This is a genomic window from Amycolatopsis sp. cmx-11-12 (assembly GCF_046269425.1).
Classification (GTDB): domain Bacteria; phylum Actinomycetota; class Actinomycetes; order Mycobacteriales; family Pseudonocardiaceae; genus Amycolatopsis.
Map to the genome: position 1 here is coordinate 38,357 of NZ_JADNQM010000002.1, position 15,190 is coordinate 53,546.

The following is a 15,190-nucleotide window of genomic DNA, read 5'->3' on the forward strand; positions in this document are numbered from 1 at the left end:
AACATTAGCGCTCATGATGACAGATCTGCCCCTCGACCTGGTCCGTACGCTGCTGGCCGTCGCCGACGAAGGCACGTTCGACGCGGCCGCCTCGGCCCTGCACGTGACGCCGTCGGCGATCAGCCAGCGCGTCAAGGCACTCGAACAGCGCACCGGCCGGGTCCTGCTGATCCGCACGAAACCGGTGCGCCTGACCGAGTCCGGACAGGCGGTCGTGCGCTTCGGCCGTCAGCTGGCGTTACTGGAGGCCGACACCCGGGCTGAACTCGGCATGACCACGGGTGACGAATCCGTCCGGCTGCCGATCGCGGTGAACGCCGATTCGCTCGCGACGTGGTTCCTGCCGGCGCTCACGCGCGTGCCGCCCGAGCAGAAGATCTGCTTCGAACTGCACCGTGAAGATGAGGGCCACACCACGACGCTGCTGCGGGAGGGCCTGGTGATGGCGGCCGTGACGTCGTCGCCGGAGCCGGTCGCGGGTTGTTCGGTGCACCGGCTCGGGCACATGCGCTACCTGGCCGTCGTGAGCCCTCGCCTCGGGACAGACCTCGATCTCGCCGAAGCGCCCGTCGTCGTCTTCGACCGCCGTGACGACCTTCAGGACCGCTTCGCGCGCGAACGCGGCACGATCGCGAGTTCGCTGCGGCACTACGTCCCGTCGTCCGAAGGGTTCTTCGACGCCGTCGCGGCCGGGATGGGCTGGGGCATGGTGCCACTCGCGCAGATCGGCGACCGCCTGCGCGAGGGGCACTTCGTCTGCCTCGACGCGGACCACCCGATCGACGTACCGCTGTTCTGGCAGCAGTGGAAACTCGACTCCCCCGCGCTGGCGGCGGTGTCGGCCGCCGTCACCACCGCGGCCGCGGACCTGCTGGTCGACCCACACGGATGAGGACGCGCGCGGCGGCGCGTTCGTGAGATCCTGGGCGCATGACGCGCGCATTGCACCTGGTCGGAGACGAGGAAGCGGACCGGCTGCTGACCGAAGACCCGTTCGCGCTGCTCGTCGGGATGCTCCTCGACCAGCAGTTCCCGATGGAACACGCGTTCCGTGGCCCGCAGAAGATCGCGGACCGGATGGACGGTTTCGACATCAAGAAGATCCACGCGATGGACACCGAGACCTTCGTCGAACTCTGTGTCGTCCCGCCCGCGATCCACCGCTACGGCGGTTCGATGGCCCGGCGGGTGAAGGACCTCGCTGAGCACGTCGTCGAACGCTACGACGGCGACGCCGCCGGGATCTGGACCGCCGGGCGGCCCAAACCGGACGGCCCGGAGGTCCTCAAGCGGCTCAAGGCGTTGCCCGGTTTCGGCGACCAGAAGGCCGCGATCTTCCTCGCACTGCTCGGTAAGCAGCTCGGCGTGCAGCCCAAGGGCTGGCGCGCGGCCACCGGCTCGTACGGTGACCGCGGCTCCCGGCGTTCGATCGCCGACGTCGTCGACACGAAGACCCTCGGCGAGGTGCGGGCGTTCAAGAAGGCGGCGAAGGCCGCTGCCAAGGCTCCGGCGAAGTAGCTACTTCTTCGCGGCTCCCGGCCACGGTCCCGGTGTCTCGGCTGGCAGTTCGGCCTGCTCGACTTCGGTGCGGAACAGCCGGAAGCCGCGTGCCTGGTAGTTCTTGAGCGCGGCCGGGCCGTCCGTGGTGCAGGTGTGGACCGTCACGCGGCGCGTGGCCGCCTTGCCCGGCCAGCGCTCCGCGAGCGCCCACGCCTCCCGCAGCGCGAAGGTCAGCAGGTGCCCACCGATGCCCTTCCCGACGAAGGACGACATCAGGCCGAAGTACGCGAGTTCGACTTCGCTATCCGCGCTGCCGTCGAGTTCGAAGAAGCCACACGGCGTCCCCTGCGCGTACGCCACCCAAGTCTCGACGCCCGGCCTGTCCAGCCACTCGATCCACCGCGACCACGTCCAGCCCAGCCTGTCGATCCAGAACCAGTCGCCGCCGACCGCGGTGTAGAGGTACCGGTTCAGCTCGGGGCTGACCAGCTCGGCGCGGGTGACCGTCACCGGGACGGCGGGTGGTTTCGCCGCGCTCAGGTCGTCCGGCGAGGTCTGTTCGAGGTGCCAGGTCGTGATCTCCATCCAGGGATCATTTCAGCCACACCCGCAGCGGCCCGAGAGCCGTGTAGCCGTTGCGGAGGGCGGCGTCGAGGTCGTCGCCGCGTTCGTAGCCGGTGATCGGCAGGCCGGGGAACGTCGTGGCGACGGCCGAGGTCGCGCCGCGCCACGCGTCGTCGAGGTCGCCGTGAGTGTACAAATTGGACAGTCCGGCGAAGTCGCCGTCCCGGTTGGCGATCACGCCGGAGACGCCGTCGGACCACTGGGCGACGGATGAGTCTTCGAACCGGTCATCGACGCGTGCCCAGCCCGGTTCGAGGGGCACCTCAGCGGTGCGTGTGATCCAGGTGGCTTCGAAGAGCACCTCGAAGCCCGCGCCGGAAAGATCCAGGCGGCCGAAGCTGTCCTTCACCGAACAACCCGGCGACGAGTCGATTCCGTCCAGCACGTCCGCCACCGACGCGGCAGGCGTCAACGTCACCGCGTCCGGGTACAGCGGCGGCGTCCGGCGCGGCGCGGTCCAGGCATGACGGCCGAACGTTCCGGCGATCCCGTGCACCCGGCACACCACGTCGCACCAGCGGGCGTTGACGCGCGCGGCGTCCGCTACACCCGCGCGAACCACAGCACGTCCGGTTCGCCTTGCGGCACCGGGATCTTCAGCTCCCGCACGTCACCGAACCGCGCCCGCACCCGCTTGGCGAACGACGGCACCGCCTCGGCGCTCCACACTCCGAGCACCCCGCCGGGCCGCAGCCGAGCGGCGAGCATGTCGAGTCCGTCGTTCCGATACAGCGCGGCGTTGCCGTCGGTGACCGTCCACTCAGGACCGTTGTCGATGTCGAGGCACAGCGCGTCGAACCGTTCTTCCGTTCGGCGCAACCACTTCACCAGATCGGCCTCGACGACGGTGACCCGCTTGTCGGAAAGGGCGTCGTCGTGGACGTCCTTGAGCGGGCCCTCGCGGTTCCACCCGATCACGGCGGGTTCGCGCTCCACGACCACGATCTCGCCGACACCGGGGTGATCCAGCGCGGCGCGCAGCGAATAGCCGACACCGAGGCCACCGATCAGCATCCGCGCCTTGCCCGGCACCAGGTCCGCCGCCACCGAGACGAGCAGCCGTTCGGATTCACCGTTCCGGGTGTCCATCAGGAAGACGCCGTTGGCGATGACCTCGAAGTCCTCACCGGCCCGGCGAAGTACCAGTTCGCCACTTTTCCCGGCCACTACGTCGAGTACGTCGGTCATCCGGGCAGCCTATCGGCGACGGTCGACGCGAGCTCGCGCATTTCGCGGATCATGCAAGCGCCGTAGCGGGATCACCTCCGGCGCTCCTAACCTTGAAGCGTCGGAGGTGATACTCATGCACGCGACCGTCGGAGACGAGATCCACGTGCACGGACGCACGGTGGGTTCGGCTGAACAACGCGGTGAAATCCTTGAGGTACGCGGCGAGCACGGTGCCCCGCCGTATCTCGTCCGGTTCGCCGACGGACACGAAGGGCTGGTCTTTCCCGGCCCTGACTGCGAAGTCCAGTCTCGCGCCGAATAGGCGTCACTCGGCCAGGGCGGGCTGCCTGACGCGGCTCCGCCAGCCCGTCACGACCACGGCCGCGCCGAGCGCGGTCAGCACCGCCGCGACCTCGGGCAGCAGGAGTGGTCCGCCGCCGCTCAGCACCGCTCCCCCGACCAGGCCGGAGAGCCCGACGCCGAGATAGATCGCGGACGCGTTGAGCGAGAGGAGCAGTCCGGCGTTGTGCCGGGACAGCTCGATCAGCCGGTGCTGGATCGGCGGGTTGACCGACCAGGTGGCCAGTCCCCAGAGGAAGAGGACGACGGCCGCGCCCGCGACGGTGGTCGCCACCAGCGGCAGCAGCGCGAGCACCACGGTGATCCCGCCGAAGACGACCAGCAGCGGTCCCCTGGCACCCCACCGGTCGGCCGCGCGGCCGCCGAGGACGTTGCCGAGTGCGCCGCCCGCGCCGTAGACGAACAGCAGCAGGCTGACCGTCGTGCCGTGGACGCCCGCCGTGGCGGACAGGACCGGCGAGATGAAGGTGTAGACGGAGAACGCGGCGAGGCAGCCGAGCACGGTCGCGGCGAGCATGGCGAGGACTCGCGGGTCCTTGGCGACGGTGAACCGTTCGGCCAGGCGGACCGGGGGCGGCGCCGGGACGGCGGGCAGCACCATCCGGACCGCGAAGGCGCCGAGGAGCGAGAAGGCCGCGACGAGTGCGAAGACGGCCTGGTAGCCGACGCTCTGCGAAAGGACGCTGCCGAGCGGGACGCCGAGGATCGTCGCGACGGTCAGCCCGCCGAAGACGAGCGCGACCGCGCGACCCCGGCGTTCCGGCGAGGTGAGTTCGGCGGCGACGGCGCTCGCGGCCGGGGTGAAGACCGCCGCGCCGATCGCGGTGACGACCCGCGCGAGGAGCAGGGTCACGTAGCCGGGCGCGAGGGCGGCGAGGGCGTTGCCGATGGCGGTGACGACGAGGGCGGCGACCAGGAGCGTGCGCCGCTCCCAGCGGCCCGTGACCGCGGCGAACAGCGGTGAGCCGACCGCGTACGCGATGGCGAAGGCGGTGACCAGCTGCGCGGCGGCCGTCTCGGAGACCCCGAGCTCGCCGGTCAGCGCGGGCAGCAGCCCGGCGACGACGTAGCCGCTGGTGCCGACCGCGAACGTGCCGAGTGCCAGCACCGCGGTCCTGGGTGGTGCGAAAGTCATGACTCCCCAGCTCCAGACCCCTTTTGCGCCCACTTCCCACTCCCGGCCCAGATCGCGATTAGGGGGCTGAACGCGCTCCGGGCCCCGGTCACCCAGGTGCCGGACAGAGCGCACTTAGCCCGCGAAAGTCGAGCCGGTGCCGCGGGAGCCCGGCCGCCGCCGGATCGCGATTAGGGGGCGAAAGTCGCGCGGGGGTCGTTGTTCGATGGTTGTCGTAGTTCGATGGTGACCGTACTACGAACTCGCGGAAAGTTCGAGGGGCGTCGTACTATGGACGAATGGCCACGCCGACCCAGCAGTACGTCTACCCCGGGCAGGACGAGATCCGGATCGAGGCTGTCCTCGCCGCGCTCGCCGACCCGGTGCGACTCGACATGGTCCGCCAGCTGGCCGGACCCGGCACCGAGATCTCGTGCAGCGGTTTCGACGTCGCCGTGACCAAGTCCACACTCACCCATCACCTGCGCACCCTGCGCGAAGCGGGCATCATCATGGGCCGCCAGCACGGCACCACGCGCTACAACTCCTTGCGCCGCAACGATCTCGACGAGCTCTTCCCCGGACTGCTCCAGGGAGTGCTCGCCGCCCGCCGCTGAGGGTGGGCAGCCTCACCCGAAACCGGGATGACAAAAGCCCTCGTGATCCGTTGAACTGGACGCAGGACAGCTCGTCGACGCACGCGCCGAACGCGCTGTCTTCTTTCATGTCCGAGACCTAAATCGATTCAGGTGCCCATCCGCGACGGTGGGCGAGTAATCGTTTACTCACGTACGACCCTCGAAGGGAGAGCCGTGCCCGTCGCGCTGCTCGCGCTCGCCATCGGTGCCTTCGGCATCGGGACCACCGAATTCGTCATGATGGGCGTGCTGCCCGAAGCCGCCAAGGATTTCGGCGTGTCGATCCCGTCCGCCGGTTACCTCATCTCCGGCTACGCCCTCGGCGTCGTGGTCGGCGCCCCGCTGCTCACCGCGGCCGCCGTCCGGCTGCCACGCAAGACCATGCTGCTGGCGATGATGGGGCTGTTCACGCTCGGCAACGTCCTCTTCGCGCTCTCGCCGAACCAGGAGTTCGGCGTCGCCTTCCGCTTCCTCGCCGGCCTCCCGCACGGCGCTTTCTTCGGCGCCGGAGCGGTCGTCGCGTCCAGCCTGGCCAAGCCGGGCGAACGCGCGAAGGCCGTCTCGATGATGTTCATGGGCCTGACCCTGGCCAACGTCGTCGGCGTGCCGCTCGGGACGCTGCTCGGCCAGAAGGTCGGCTGGCGCGCGACCTTCGGCGTCGTCGCCGTGATCGGACTGGTCGCCATGGCCGCGATCGCGAAACTGGTCCCCCACCAGGGCAAACCGGCCGAGCCGTCGCTGCGCGGCGAACTCGGCGCCTTCCGCCGTCCCCAGGTGTGGCTCGCGCTCGCGATCGTCACCTTCGGCCTCGGCGGCGTGTTCGCCTGCCTGTCCTACATCACGCCGATGCTGACCGACGTCACCGGCTACTCGCCGTCGAACGTCACCCTGCTGCTCTCGCTGGCCGGGGTCGGTATGACGATCGGCAACTACCTCGGCGGCAGGCTCGCCGACAAGGCGCTGATGCCGAGCCTCTACGTATCGCTGTTCGGGCTGGCCACGGTGCTCGCGATCTTCACCGTCACGGCGAACGGCAAGGTCGGCGCCGCGGTGACGATCTTCTTCGTCGGCCTCGCCGGTTTCATGATCGGCCCGATGATGCAGGCCAGGATCATGGAGAAGGCGGGGGGGACGCCGTCGCTGGTGTCCGCGGCCGTGCAGTCGGCGTTCAACATCGCGAACTCGATCGGCGCCTACCTCGGCGGCCTGGTGATCGCGGGCGGGCTCGGCCTGGTCGCGCCCAACTGGGTCGGCGCGTCGCTGGCCGTGCTGGGGCTCTCGCTGGCCGTGGTCTCCGGCGGCCTGGACCGCCGCGAAGCGCGACTCACGCCCGCCATGGCCTCCTGACCCCTCAGGACAGCGGGCCGCCGGTGATGGTGAAGGCGATGAAAAGGATCAAGACGGAAAGCGCGCCATAGGTCAGGATGTCGACAGGCTTGCCCCGGATCGCCAGCAGCCCAGCCTTCGCGTCGGGCAGGATCGCCCTCAGCAGGCCCGCGAGCATCAGCGCGCCGCCGATCAGCGCGGCGCCCTGACGCCAGTGGTACTGGCCGATGCGCAGGGCGGCGACGGCCACCACCAGCATCACCAGCAGGAACGGCAGGTGACGGAGCAGTGCCCCACGGTCACGCCGCTGTCCGGCCACCGCCATCAGTCCTCGTCCTTCATGGTCTCGCGGGCGAATCGGTTCACGCCGTCAGTATCCCGGGTGAGTAACCGGACAGCAGGTCAGGGCGTCTTCCGCGTTGTCAAGAGCGGCAAAACCCACATGCGGGGTGCACACGGGCGCGGATACGGTCAAAATGTGACCGTGGCACAACCGACGACTCAGCTGAACGCGACCGAGCAGGACACCCTGGTCAAACAGATCGGCCTCGCCCTGCTGCGGGCCGCGCCTCGTGATTGGCGGAAGGTGAGCGCCGAGTACCGAGCCGTCGGCAGGTACCACGAGATGACCGGCGAGATCATCACCGAGGACGGCACCGCGCACGAATGGGTCGCGACGCACGACATCGCGACGCTGTTCGGCAGGCTCCGTGCCGGGATGTACCGCGACGGCCGCGGCACCTGGTTCAACGCGCGGTACCAGCTCGACCACCCGTCCAGCTACAACCTCGAGTACAACCGCGACGAGCCCCAGTGGCGCCTCGCGCCGCCTCCGCAGGCACTCTCCGACGAACTGCGCATGTTCCCCCGCTCCGAGGAGAATGTGCCCGAATGGCTGATCCGGCGCATGTCCGGTCTCGGCCCCGAACAGCCGGGACCGCATTTCCGCATCGCCCGCATCTTCGACACCATCGGCCCGGCCGGGCGCCCGGTGATCAACCGGCCCGACCTGGAGATCGAGGAGCAGGACAGGCTGCTCGAGTACCTCGACCACGCGCCGCTGGTGGTCACCGAGCGCGGCTACGACATCGACAGGCTCGCCCAGACCCCTGAGGCCACCGTCCCGGTCGCCTTCCACAGCGACGGCCAGTGGATCTGGCCCGCCGCCGTCAACTTCTATCTGCGCGAGTACGGCGTCTCGCCGGAACTCGACCTGATCGACCACGTCCGGCAGAACGGCTTCACGCTGCCCGAGGTCGACGACCCGACGTTGCAGGCCGCGGCGGGGTACCTCACCCGGGGGAATCAGCCCCCGCAGCAGCGCCCCAACGGCCCGGGTGGGCCCAATGGCGGCCCCGGTGGCCCCGCCGGCCCGCCTCCGCAAGGCCCGCCGCAGAACGGACCGGCCCAGAACGCGCCCGTGCCGCCGCCGCAGGCCCCGGTCAACCAGGGCCCCGGCCCCAACGGTCCCGCGGGTCCCGGCCCGAACCAGGCCGCTCAGCCGCCGGTCCCGCCGCCGCACCAGCAGCAGGGCCCGGACGCGGCCTCGTTGGCCGCCGCGGCCGCCGCACCGGTCTCCGCCGCCGCGGCCGTCCCCGCCGCCGAGGCGACCGTCCCGGACCAGGCCGAGCAGGCCCAGCGGTACGAAGAGGACTACGACACCCAGGATTACCAGGCGCAGGACTTCCACGAAGCCGCCGCCGAACAGCAGTACGAAGACGGCTACGACGGCCAGTACGGGCACGAAGAGGCGCAGTTCCACGAGTCCGAACAGGACGCCTACACCGACGAAGCCCGGCAGGACGACGCGCCGCACCAGCGCGCCGAGCCCGAGCCGCTGGTCGCCGACCCCGAGGCCACGACGTACGCGCGGCCTCCGCAGGTCGACACCTACGAGCAGCCTCACGAAGAAGTGCAGGACGCGTACGCCCCGCAGGAAGAGAACCAGCCGTACTCGCCCCCCGAGGAAGAGACGACCACCGGCTACACGCCGGTCGAGCAGGCCGACGCCGGTCCTGAGCTACCTCTCCTCACGCACAACGCGGAGCCGCCGAGCGCGCCCCCGCCGTCGGACTCGGAGATCACCCAGGTCGACGGCCCACCGCAGGAGCGGGGGACCTTTGCTACCGCCCCCGTGTCCCGCCCGGAGCCAGAGCCTCAGCGCGAGGAAGCCCCGCGCCGGGCGGCGCCGGAGCGGCCGCGCCGCGCCGAGCACCCCGTCCCGGTCCTGAATGAACTGCAAGCGAAGTTCGACGATCTCGACGTGCCCGACGACGTCTACCGCATCGGCTCTCCCGCCGAGCACGGCTGGAGTGTCGAACAGGTCGACGGCGGTGGCTGGCGGGTCGGCTGGTACGACGGGAAGCTGACCAACCCGGCGGTGTTCGGCGACGCCGAGGACGCGGCCGCGTTCATGCTCGGCAAGGTCCTCCTCAACCCGAACGGCGCTCCGCCGGTCACCGAGGAGCCTTACGAGGAGCCACCCGCCGCCGAGGAGCAGCCGGTCGAGGAGCCGCCCCCGGCTCCGGCGCGGCCCGTGCTGACGACGCTCTCCCCCGAGATCGCGACCGGTTCGCATCCGATTCCGCCGCGGGAGTCGATCCCGGCGCAGGAACAGACGGCGTTCACGACGGCCGAGGAGCTGCTCGGGGACGACTTGGACGACGAGCCCGCCCCCGCACCGGTCCCGCCCGCGCCCCCGGTGCGGGCGAACCCGGTGCTGGCGAGCCCGCCGCCCGCCCCGCCCCGGCGCGAACCGCCGGTGGCGCCGCCGCCTCCGCCGCCGATGCGGCGCGAGGAACCGGCTCGCCCGCCGGTTTCACCGGCCGCCGGACCTCCCGACGCGAAGCAGAACTGGCCGATCTCACCGCTCAACGGCGAGCCGCCGCTGACGCTGTTCCGCGGCAAGGAGCTGCGTGAGCTGCCCGCGGGCAGCGAACTGGACCGCTTCGGTGGCCCGAACGGCAACCTGACCTACGCCGCCGGGACGCCGTTCGAGGAGCGCTCGCTCGTGCCGGAGTGGGTGAACCGGCCGTATCACGTGTACCGCGTGCAACGTCCGCTCGAAGCGCTCGCCGGTGTCGCGATCCCGTGGTTCAACCAGCCCGGTGGCGGGTCGGCGTACCTGCTGCCGGCGTCCATCGAGGAGTTGCTCGCCGAGGGCGACCTCATCGAACTGGACCCGGGCGAACCGCCGATCGACTAGCCCGTGGCGTGTTATGAACGGACCTTTCATAACAAGATTTGTTATGAAAGGTCCGTTCATAACATCCGGGGTCAGTGGATGACGAGGCCGTGCGCGGCGGCGTAGGCCACCGCGGTCTCGGTGTCCACGTGGGCACCGGAGAGGTTCGCTTGCACCAGGCCGTTGGCGTCGATCCGCGCGCCGCGCAGGTCGGCGCCTTCGAGTTTCGCCCCCGCCAGCCGGGCTCCGGTGAGGTCGGAGCGGCGCAGATCGGCCCCGGTGAGGTCCGCCTCGGTCAGGTTGGCCTCGCGCAGCCGCAGTCCGGACAGATCCACTTTGGACAGTCGGTTGCGGCTCAACGAGACCAGTGACAGGTCGCATTCGGTGAACGCGACCTTCTGGAACCGGCAGTCCACAAAGGACGATCCGAGCATCGAACAGGAGCTCCACCGGGTCCCGGCGAGCACACTGCGGTCGAAAGTACAAGACCGGAAGGCCGACGCCTCGTGGCGCGAGCCCTCGAAGTCGACCTTGGTGAAGTCGCACTGGTCGAAGGTGCAGCCCTGGGTGCGCAGCCCGCGCAGGTCGGCCTCAGTGAAGTCACAGCCGACGAAACTGCGTTTTTCCCACCATTGCTGGGAAAGGACGGCTTCTCGATAGTCTTCGGCGGTCTCGATCACCCGTTCAGGATCGCACACCCGCTCAGGGCCACGGGATCGCGATCACCACCCTGCCGGCTTCAGCGGCTCGGGATGATCTTCGAACCCGACACGTACCGCATGGCCTCGACGAACTTCGGGTCGTTCATGCGGCGCTCCATCTCCGGGTACTCGAGGTCGACGAGCCGGGTCTGGATCCACCACAGGTTGCCGAACGGGTCGCGGACCCGGCCGACGCGGTCGCCGAAGAAGAGTTCGGTCTGCTTCGTGACCTCTTCGGCGCCCGCTTCGACGGCCCGGCGTTGTGTCTCGATGCTGTCCTCGACGTAGAGCCGCAGGTACGCCGGGGTGTCGACCCAGTCGTCCTGCGCGTCGAACAGCATGACGACCGAGTCACCGACCCGGACCTCGGCGTGCCCGATCTTCCCGCCCTCGACGTACACCGGTTCGCCCATCGGCTCGGCGTCGAAGACCCGCTTCAGGAAGTCGATCACGCCCGCGGTGTCGCGCGAGATGATCCACGGGGTGACCGAGTGGTAGCCGTCGGGGATCGGGTTGCTCATCAGGGTTCTCCTCAGTCGTCGTGGCGCGTTGAGAAGAACACTAAAGGCCGTATAGGACAGATCTTGTCCTAATGCGTTTTCAGCAGGAAGGACGGCTTCGCGTCCTGCCAATCCGGCATGTCCAGGGAGTTGAGCGCCTCGACGATGCGCTTCTCCTCGTAGCGGAAATGCGTCTCCATGATCGCCGTGAGCCCGTCGAGTTCCCGCTGGACATGCAGGATCTCGGCCGGGCTCGACGCCGGGCCGACGCCGCCGACCAGTTCTTCGAGCCGTTCGATGATCCCGGTCATGACCTCGTGGTCGTGCGCGAGTTCTTCGAGCACCGGCCGCAGTTCGGGGTATTTCTCCGCCAGCACAAGGAAAGCACCGCCGTCCTCCCCGGTGTGGTGCCTGGTCAGCGCCGAACAGAAGGTGAGGCAATGCGCCCGTAGATCGCGCAGCCGCTCGGCACGCCCGTCCGCGACCGATCCGAGGTCGTCATGCAGCCTGGCCAGCTCTTTACGCAGCCAGTTGTGAACCTGAACGAGTTGATTTCCGAACGCCGTCAGCCGGCCGTTCGATGAAGAAGGGGTTTCCATGATTTCCCATGGTCCGACGCCTCCGCGCCCACGGCGGTCTCTTTGCCGGGTGCACTGCGACGCTGGATGAACTTCAGCACGACTCCCGGGTGATCGTCAAGGGGCTCAGTGGAAGTCACGGGATTTGGCGGTGATCCGCAACGGCAGGTGCCGGATCTGTTCCGCGAGAACGTTCACCACCTCTCCGGTGCGCTCGACCACACCGCGGACCAGCAACGCGGGACTGCCGCGGGCGACCCGGTGATAGCGCTGCCACACGCCCATCGTGCAGATGATGTTGATCATCCCCGTCTCGTCTTCGAGGTTCATGAAGGTGACGCCGCCCGCGGTCGCCGGCCGTTGGCGATGGGTCACCGCGCCACCGGTCAGCACCCGCGTACCGTGCGGAACCTCGCGCAGGCCCGCCGCCGTGACGACGCCGAGTTCGTCGAGGTTCTCCCGGACAAACTGGGTCGGGAAGCTGTCCGGCGACACCCCGGTGGCCCAGACGTCCGCGGCCGCGACGTCGATTTCGTCCATACCCGGCAACATCGGCGCCTTGACCCCGGTGGTGAGCCCGGGCAGTTTCTCCAGGCTCTCATCGGCGACGGCGCCCGCCGCCCAGAGCGCGCTCCGCCTGCTCTCGCCGAAACAACCGAACGCGCCCGCCGTGGCCAGCGCCTCGACCTGCGGTTTGGTCAGCCGCACGCGCCGGGCGACCTCGGACAGGTCCGCGAACGGGCCGCCGCGTTCCCGCTCCTCGACGATCTCCTTCGCCAGGCTCTCGCCGATCATCCGCACGGTGGACAGCCCGCCCCGCACGGCGAGCAGTTCTCCCTTGTCCGGCAACGGTTCCAGCGTCGCGTGCGGGAGACTCGCGTTGATGTCGGGGCCGAGCACCTTCACGCCGTGCCGCCGCGCGTCGGCGACCAGCGACTGCGGCGAATAGAACCCCATCGGCTGAGCGCGCAGCAGTCCGGCCAGGAACGCGTCCGGGTGGTAGTACTTGAAGTACGCGCTCGCGAACACCAGCAGGGCGAAACTCAGCGCGTGACTCTCCGGGAAGCCGAAATTCGCGAACGCCTTGAGCTTGCCGAAGATCTTCTCCGCGAGTTCCTCGCCGATGTCGTGCTTCGCGGCGCCTTCGAGGAATCGTCGTTTCAGCCGTTCCATCTTCTGCTCGGAACGTTTGGCCCCCATGGCGTGCCGTAACTGGTCGGCCTCCGCCGGGGTGAAATCGGCGACGTCGAGGGCGATCTGCATCATCTGTTCCTGGAACAACGGGACGCCGAGGGTCTTCTCCAGCGCGTTCTCCAGCTTCGGATGGTCGAAATCCCATTTCTCCTGCCCGTTCTTGCGCCGGATGTAGGGATGCACCGAACCACCCTGGATCGGGCCGGGGCGGATGAGCGCGACCTCGACCGCGAGGTCGTAGAACTTCTTGGGGCGCAAGCGGGGCAGGGTGGCCAGCTGCGCGCGGCTCTCCACCTGGAAGACGCCGATCGCGTCGGCGCGGCAGAGCATTTCGTAGACGTTCTGATCCTTGAGATCCAATTCGGAGATGTCGACCTCTTCCCCTTTGTGGTCGTGAACCAGATCTATCATATAGTGCAGGGCCGACAACATTCCGAGCCCGAGCAGATCGAATTTGACCAATCCCGCGGCGGCGCAGTCGTCCTTCTCCCACTGCACGACACTGCGGTCCGCCATCCGGGCCCATTCGATCGGCACGACCTCGCTCACCGGCTGGTGGCAGATCACCATCCCGCCGGAATGGATGCCGAGGTGCCGGGGAAAGTCTTCGAGCGCGCAGGCGAGTTCGACGACTTCGCCGGGGATGTCGTGATCGTGGTCCTTCTCCGTGGAGCGCAACGCACCCCAGCGGTCGATCTGTTTGCTCCACGCGTCCTGCTGACCTGGCGAGTACCCCAGCGCCCGCGCCGCGTCCCGGACCGCGGACCGCGCCCGGTAGGTGATCACGTTCGCCACCTGCGCGGTGTTCAGCCGCCCGTATTTCTCGTAGACGTATTGGATCGCCTCCTCACGGCGATCGGATTCGATGTCGAGGTCGATGTCCGGGTAGCCGTCGCGATCCGGGGCGAGGAACCGTTCGAAGAGCAGGTTGTAGCGCACCGCGTCGACCTTGGTGATGCCGAGCGCGTAACAGACCGCCGAATTCGCGGCCGAACCCCGGCCCTGGCAAAGGATCTTCTTCTCCCGGCAGAACCGCACGATGTCCCAGACGATCAGGAAGTAGCCGGGGAAGCCCAGCTCCTCGATGATCTCCAGCTCGTGCTCGATCAGCTTCCGGGCTTTTCGGCGGTACTTGGCGGTTTTGTTCTTCTCGTGGTCCTTCGCACCTTCGTAAGTGAGATGCCGCAGGTAGGTCGCCTCAGTGTGGCCTTCGGGCACCTTGAAGGGCGGCAGCTTCGGTTCGATGTGGTGCAGTTCGAACGCGCACTCCCGGCCGAGCAGCGCCGCCCGCTGCACCGCACCGGGGTACCGCGCGAAGATCTCGGCCATCTCCTCCCCCGACCGCAGGAACGCCGTCCCCGCCGCGGGCAGCCAGCCCTCCATGTCCTCCAGGCCCCGCCGCGCGCGGATGGCGCTGAGCGCGTCGGCGAGCGGGGCCCGTTCCGGTCGGGCGTAGTGCGCGGCCGTGGTCGCCACCGTCGGCAGCCCGAACTCGTCGGCCATCTCGCTCAGCAGGTCGTTGTGCGTGCTGTCCAAGGGAAGACCGTGATCGGTCAGCTCGACGTAGACGTTGTCCCGGCCGAAACAGTCGATGAGTTCCTTCAGTTTCCCCACCGCCGCGGAAGGCCCCTCGGCGACGAGTGCCTTCCGCACCGCGCCCTTGCGGCAGCCGGTGAGCACGACGCATTTCCCGTCGACCTCTTCGGCGACCGCGCGCAGGTCGTAGACCGGCCTGCCCTTCTCCGCCCTTTCCTTGGGGGACAACGACTGCCTGTCGAAGCCATACAGCTGTCCGGCGGTGATCGCCCGGTTCAGGCTCAGGTAACCGGCCTGTTGCTTGGCCAGCAAGAGAAGGTGCTCGCCCTCGGGGTCGGCGAAACCGTTCTGCGGTCCGGACAGCCCGAAGCTGAGCTCCGTGCCGAAGACGGTGTGCACGCCCAGTTCCCTGGCCGCTTCGGCGAAGCGCACCACGCCGTACATGCCGTCGTGATCGGTGAGCGCGATCGCGTCCAGGCCCAGCCGCGCGGCCTCCTCCACCAGCTCCTCGGGATGGCTCGCCCCGTCGAGGAAGCTGAAGTTCGAATGGCAGTGCAGTTCGGCGTACGGCACCCGGCGCGCGGTGGCCCCGTCGTCTTCACCGATCAGCCCCGAGAGGTCGGCGGGAGGCTGGTAGCCCTCCCGTTTGGCGCTCCACGCGGGGCTGTCACCGCCGTCGCCGGGCTGGACCTCGCCCGCGAGTTCACGGGCGAGGTCCCTCCACGGCCGTGGAGGGTTGTCCCAGCCCATCGGTCACCGATTCTC

15 protein-coding genes are annotated in these 15,190 nt (G+C 69.0%); 6 read left to right on the forward strand and 9 right to left on the reverse strand.

All coding sequences use genetic code 11. The annotated features are described in order from the left end of the window. Positions 1-13 precede the first annotated feature (13 nt). Together ACLARN_RS02550 and ACLARN_RS02555 are read left to right on the forward strand one after the other, a co-directional pair. Positions 14-892, forward strand: a complete 879-nt coding sequence (locus ACLARN_RS02550) for a LysR family transcriptional regulator ArgP (RefSeq protein ID WP_409489680.1) — start codon at positions 14-16, stop codon at positions 890-892. A gap of 38 nt (positions 893-930) precedes the next feature. Beyond that, positions 931-1,518, forward strand: a complete 588-nt coding sequence (locus tag ACLARN_RS02555; RefSeq protein WP_409489681.1) for an HhH-GPD-type base excision DNA repair protein — start codon at positions 931-933, stop codon at positions 1,516-1,518. Here ACLARN_RS02555 and ACLARN_RS02560 read toward each other — a convergent pair whose 3' ends face one another. Genes ACLARN_RS02560 through ACLARN_RS02570 form a run of 3 tightly spaced genes read right to left on the reverse strand, consistent with a single transcriptional unit; the run spans position 1,519 to position 3,312 of the window. Then, positions 1,519-2,085, reverse strand: coding sequence for a GNAT family N-acetyltransferase (locus ACLARN_RS02560; protein WP_409489682.1), 567 nt, complete (start codon positions 2,083-2,085; stop codon positions 1,519-1,521). A 7-nt stretch (positions 2,086-2,092) separates the two neighbouring features. After that, on the reverse strand, positions 2,093-2,686 hold the full coding sequence (locus ACLARN_RS02565) for a hypothetical protein (protein ID WP_409489683.1): 594 nt from the start codon (positions 2,684-2,686) through the stop codon (positions 2,093-2,095). Then, a complete protein-coding gene (locus ACLARN_RS02570) occupies positions 2,668-3,312 on the reverse strand; it encodes a spermidine synthase (RefSeq protein ID WP_409489684.1) in 645 nt (214 codons plus the stop codon). Before ACLARN_RS02570 ends, ACLARN_RS02565 begins: the two co-directional genes overlap by 19 nt. 115 nt (positions 3,313-3,427) lie before the next feature. Here ACLARN_RS02570 and ACLARN_RS02575 point away from each other — a divergent pair, with 115 nt between their 5' ends. After that, a complete protein-coding gene (locus tag ACLARN_RS02575; RefSeq protein WP_409489685.1) occupies positions 3,428-3,616 on the forward strand; it encodes a DUF1918 domain-containing protein in 189 nt (62 codons plus the stop codon). Positions 3,617-3,619: 3 nt separating this feature from the next. Here ACLARN_RS02575 and ACLARN_RS02580 read toward each other — a convergent pair whose 3' ends face one another. Next, on the reverse strand, positions 3,620-4,789 hold the full coding sequence (locus ACLARN_RS02580; RefSeq protein WP_409489686.1) for an MFS transporter: 1,170 nt from the start codon (positions 4,787-4,789) through the stop codon (positions 3,620-3,622). A 278-nt stretch (positions 4,790-5,067) separates the two neighbouring features. Here ACLARN_RS02580 and ACLARN_RS02585 point away from each other — a divergent pair, with 278 nt between their 5' ends. Both ACLARN_RS02585 and ACLARN_RS02590 read left to right on the forward strand, forming a co-directional pair. Continuing rightward, positions 5,068-5,385: an ArsR/SmtB family transcription factor gene (locus tag ACLARN_RS02585; RefSeq protein WP_409489687.1), complete on the forward strand. Its 318-nt coding sequence runs from the start codon at positions 5,068-5,070 to the stop codon at positions 5,383-5,385. Between the two features lie 195 nt (positions 5,386-5,580). Then, a complete protein-coding gene (locus ACLARN_RS02590) occupies positions 5,581-6,753 on the forward strand; it encodes an MFS transporter (protein WP_409489688.1) in 1,173 nt (390 codons plus the stop codon). A 4-nt stretch (positions 6,754-6,757) separates the two neighbouring features. On the opposite strand, the gene ACLARN_RS02595 is transcribed toward ACLARN_RS02590, so the two are convergent. Continuing rightward, positions 6,758-7,057, reverse strand: a complete 300-nt coding sequence (locus tag ACLARN_RS02595) for a DUF3017 domain-containing protein (protein ID WP_409489689.1) — start codon at positions 7,055-7,057, stop codon at positions 6,758-6,760. Between the two features lie 153 nt (positions 7,058-7,210). Here ACLARN_RS02595 and ACLARN_RS02600 point away from each other — a divergent pair, with 153 nt between their 5' ends. Beyond that, positions 7,211-9,937, forward strand: a complete 2,727-nt coding sequence (locus ACLARN_RS02600) for a TNT domain-containing protein (protein ID WP_409489690.1) — start codon at positions 7,211-7,213, stop codon at positions 9,935-9,937. Positions 9,938-10,008: 71 nt separating this feature from the next. Here the strand turns inward: ACLARN_RS02600 and ACLARN_RS02605 are convergent, their stop codons facing one another. The 4 genes from ACLARN_RS02605 to ACLARN_RS02620 form a co-directional block, all read right to left on the reverse strand. Continuing rightward, positions 10,009-10,596: a pentapeptide repeat-containing protein gene (locus ACLARN_RS02605; protein ID WP_409489691.1), complete on the reverse strand. Its 588-nt coding sequence runs from the start codon at positions 10,594-10,596 to the stop codon at positions 10,009-10,011. Between the two features lie 59 nt (positions 10,597-10,655). Beyond that, on the reverse strand, positions 10,656-11,138 hold the full coding sequence (locus ACLARN_RS02610; protein ID WP_409489692.1) for a VOC family protein: 483 nt from the start codon (positions 11,136-11,138) through the stop codon (positions 10,656-10,658). A 68-nt stretch (positions 11,139-11,206) separates the two neighbouring features. Beyond that, positions 11,207-11,716 carry a hemerythrin domain-containing protein gene (locus ACLARN_RS02615; protein WP_409489693.1) on the reverse strand — a complete coding sequence of 170 codons (510 nt, stop codon included), beginning with the start codon at positions 11,714-11,716 and terminating at the stop codon, positions 11,207-11,209. A 105-nt stretch (positions 11,717-11,821) separates the two neighbouring features. Then, positions 11,822-15,175 carry an error-prone DNA polymerase gene (locus ACLARN_RS02620; protein ID WP_409489694.1) on the reverse strand — a complete coding sequence of 1,118 codons (3,354 nt, stop codon included), beginning with the start codon at positions 15,173-15,175 and terminating at the stop codon, positions 11,822-11,824. Between the last annotated feature and the right edge of the window lie 15 nt (positions 15,176-15,190).

Coding starts and splice junctions, on each gene's coding strand:
- ACLARN_RS02550 (WP_409489680.1), top strand. CDS start 14: ATGATGACAGATCTGCCCCTCGACCTGGTCCGTACGCTGCTGGCCGTC.
- ACLARN_RS02555 (WP_409489681.1), top strand. CDS start 931: ATGACGCGCGCATTGCACCTGGTCGGAGACGAGGAAGCGGACCGGCTG.
- ACLARN_RS02560 (WP_409489682.1), bottom strand. CDS start 2,085: ATGGAGATCACGACCTGGCACCTCGAACAGACCTCGCCGGACGACCTG.
- ACLARN_RS02570 (WP_409489684.1), bottom strand. CDS start 3,312: ATGACCGACGTACTCGACGTAGTGGCCGGGAAAAGTGGCGAACTGGTA.
- ACLARN_RS02575 (WP_409489685.1), top strand. CDS start 3,428: ATGCACGCGACCGTCGGAGACGAGATCCACGTGCACGGACGCACGGTG.
- ACLARN_RS02580 (WP_409489686.1), bottom strand. CDS start 4,789: ATGACTTTCGCACCACCCAGGACCGCGGTGCTGGCACTCGGCACGTTC.
- ACLARN_RS02585 (WP_409489687.1), top strand. CDS start 5,068: ATGGCCACGCCGACCCAGCAGTACGTCTACCCCGGGCAGGACGAGATC.
- ACLARN_RS02595 (WP_409489689.1), bottom strand. CDS start 7,057: ATGGCGGTGGCCGGACAGCGGCGTGACCGTGGGGCACTGCTCCGTCAC.
- ACLARN_RS02610 (WP_409489692.1), bottom strand. CDS start 11,138: ATGAGCAACCCGATCCCCGACGGCTACCACTCGGTCACCCCGTGGATC.
- ACLARN_RS02615 (WP_409489693.1), bottom strand. CDS start 11,716: ATGGAAACCCCTTCTTCATCGAACGGCCGGCTGACGGCGTTCGGAAAT.
- ACLARN_RS02620 (WP_409489694.1), bottom strand. CDS start 15,175: ATGGGCTGGGACAACCCTCCACGGCCGTGGAGGGACCTCGCCCGTGAA.